Source organism: Pedobacter sp. 10L46_2, assembly GCF_056395165.1.
Window position 1 is genome coordinate 1 of record NZ_JBFTIZ010000389.1, and the last position, 3,356, is coordinate 3,356.

The 3,356-nt window shown below is 40.5% G+C and carries 2 protein-coding genes and 1 pseudogene; all 3 read left to right on the forward strand.

Annotation, left to right across the window (positions count from 1 at the left end; all coding sequences use genetic code 11):
• Positions 1-672: pseudogene (locus AC1DDX_RS25530) on the forward strand (hypothetical protein); the annotation flags it as partial.
• Between the two features lie 6 nt (positions 673-678).
• Positions 679-2,064: an SGNH/GDSL hydrolase family protein gene (locus AC1DDX_RS25535; RefSeq protein ID WP_337716793.1), complete on the forward strand. Its 1,386-nt coding sequence runs from the start codon at positions 679-681 to the stop codon at positions 2,062-2,064.
• 17 nt (positions 2,065-2,081) lie between these two features.
• Positions 2,082-3,341 carry a polysaccharide pyruvyl transferase family protein gene (locus AC1DDX_RS25540; RefSeq protein ID WP_337716795.1) on the forward strand — a complete coding sequence of 420 codons (1,260 nt, stop codon included), beginning with the start codon at positions 2,082-2,084 and terminating at the stop codon, positions 3,339-3,341.
• The last annotated feature ends 15 nt before the right edge of the window (positions 3,342-3,356 follow it).

The window sequence follows — 3,356 nt, forward strand, 5'->3', positions numbered from 1 at the left end:
CTCACTGTCCGCCCGGCTGCAGCGTCAGAAATGGATATGGGGGTGGCAATAAAAGGGGGCAACAACAATGAACATCATAATCATAACGATGTTGGATCTTTCTCTATTGTAGTAGGAGATGAGGTTTTAATGGGCGATCCGGGGATTATCCCATATACATCAAAAACATTTGGACCAGAAAGGTATTCTTATAAAACCATTGCTTCCTATGGGCATCCGGTGCCGCTCATTGCCGGTCAGCAGCAAATACCAGGTGCTGCAGCAAAAGGCAATGTCCTCAGTACCAGCTTTACCAATGAGCAGGATAAAATGGTTATGGATATTGCCAGCGCTTACCCCGTAGAGGAACTCAAAAAACTGGAACGGGAATTTATTTATAACCGCAAACATAATGGATTTTTTAGCGTAACAGATCATTTTGCATTTAGTGAGGATCAGAGTTATGAAACCGCCCTGATCACCAGAGGTAGCTGGAAGCGGATCAATGCCAATCAAATCGAAATTACCGGCAAAAAAGATAAGTTATTCATTACCATAGTAACTAAAGAAGCGTTTGAAATTAAAAGTGAGGAACTTTCTGAGGGCGGAAAGCCCTATACCAGATTGGCCTTGCGTTTTAAAAAACCAGTAAAGGAGGGAACTGTTGTGACGATTTTTAAACCTTATAAGTAAAAAAGTATGCCGTTATTTTCGCCAAGGTTAAGTGCAGTATTTATTATCCTGTTCATTTCTACATCATTTGGGTTTGCCCAGCAAAACAACAAAAGTTTTTTTCCTGCCGGAAGCAGGGTGTGTTTTATAGGAAACAGCATTACCAACAATGGCGAATACTACAATGACTTATGGATCTATTATGCCACTCGGTTCCCGGCTCAAAAAATACGTTTTTACAACTGCGGAATATCCGGAGATGTTGCAACGGGAATTTTAAAAAGAATGGATAAAGATGTGCTCATCCATCGGCCAACTCAAGCGGTAATGATGATAGGCATGAATGACGTAAAACGGGAACTTTATGGTAAAGCAAATTCTAATGAAACCCTAAAGCAACAGGCATTGGCAGCATATAGGAGCAGCACAGAGGCCGCGGTAAAAATTTTAAAAAAGAATGTAGAAGCTGTTACGCTGCTGAAACCATCTATTTATGACCAGACCGCAGTTATGGAAACAGAAAACCTATATGGTGTAAACGATGCTTTACAGCGTTGTGCAGAACACATGCAATTTTTGTCTGAAAAGTATCATACCAACCTGGTCGATTTTCAATCAGTATTGCTCCGCATCAATAACGAAGAGCAGTTAAAAGACCCTGCTTTTACCATCATCGGTAAAGATCGGGTACACCCACAGTCGGCAGGACATTTTGTAATGGCCTATCAGTTCTTGAAGGATACAAAGTCGCCCCAATACGTATCTAAACTGATTATTGGAGATGATTTAAAAGCATCGCAAGAGGGTAGCTTTAACGCAGAAATAAGAAAACAATCAAATACAGACAGCTCATTAACTTTTGAATGTCTTGAGAAAAGCCTGCCCTTTCCGATTAAGGAATCTGCTGCCGATGCGCTCAAATGGGTTCCCTTTAATGAAGAGTTTAATACGGAATTATTGCAGGTAAAAAAAATATTACCGGGGAACTACCATCTTTTTATTGATGATGTTTTTATTGCAGGGGTTACTGCTAAGAACCTCTCGACGGGGATTAATCTTGCGCTATACAAAAATACGCCTCAATACCGGCAAGCCATAACGGTAATGAATACTTGCATAAAATACAGAGATGTGGAAGCAGTAATCCGCAATCTCCGCTTTGTTGAATTTATGCATCTTTCTGAACTTAAAGATGCATCAGATACAACTCTGGTGGCTGGATATCTTAAAAACCGACTGAAAACATTAAAAAGTGGCGGGCATTATGAATATCACCAGAAACAATTTAAGAATTACTTGCTGAAAAAGAGTTCGGAAACAGAAGCCCTCAGACAATTGTCTGTACTTGCCGACACTATTTATCAGGTAAATCAGCCACAGGTTCATGTTTTTAAGATTGTTAAACAGCAGTAAAGAAAGTTTGATTGAAGATGCAAAGAAGAAAATTTATTAAGAATGCTGCAGTTATGGCTGCACTTCCTGTTATTTCCAGCCTTATGGGAGCTATTGAAAGTGGCTATATTAAAGCGAATTCCAGGATATTACTACGCTCATCCTGGCAAACGGTAAACATAGGTGATATTGGCCACACTTTTGGAATAATGGAACTGTTTAAAACCTATTTGCCTGAGGCAGAGATCACATTATGGCCAAATAGTCTGGATAATGGCGTTGATGTGTTGCTAAAGAAGAGTTTTAGGAACCTAAAACTTGCCCCCGGAAAGATCGATGCATCAGGTAAACCGACAACACCGGCCTTGCAAGAGGCATTTGAAACGTGCGACATCATGGTACATGGTTCCGGACCCTGGATTGTAGTTCCTGCTGATCTCGCCGCATGGCATAAACAAACCGGTAAGCCCTTTGGAATGTACGGAATTTCGCTGGTAGATGCAGATGTCAAATCTTTAGATCTAATTAATAAAGCCTCATTTATCTATTGCAGAGATACTGCTTCATTAGATTACCTGAAATCACTGCGATCTAAATGTCCGATAACTGAGTTTGCCCCGGATGCAACTTTTGCAATCAATCTTCGTAATGATAAACTTGCTGCTGATTACCTGGATTCGAAAGGATTGAAAAGTGGGGAATTTATTTGTGTCATACCACGACTGAGGTACACCCCTTATTGGAAAATGAAGAACATAGAGCCAACAGAGGAGGAATCAAAGAAATACATGATTTCGCAGTACTATAAAGACACCGATCATGCGAAACTTCGTGATGTAATGATCAGATGGGTACGGGAAACGGGATTAAAGATTCTGGCGTGTCCCGAAGTCACATATCAGGTAGAACTGGCCAAAGAAATGCTGATAGACCCACTGCCCGAAGATGTTAAAAAACATGTGATATGGAGAGATACCTATTGGATTCCGGATGAAGCGCAATCAGTTTATGCTAAGGCAAGAGCACTGGTCAGTTTTGAAATGCACTCCCCGATCATAGCCTTTTCATCAAATGTTCCTGCTATTCATCTGAGGCAACCCACAGATACCCGAAAAGGACAAATGTGGGCCGATATTGGTCTTGCAGAGTGGCTTTTTGAAATAGATTTTACAAGCGGAAATCAGATAGGAGATGCCCTGATGGAAATTCACTCCAATTATCCCAAAACATTAAAGAAATTGGCAAAAGCAAAAGAATTTGTGGTCAGCAGGCAAAAAGACTCCATACATAAGATATAATCAATACCCAAGTTT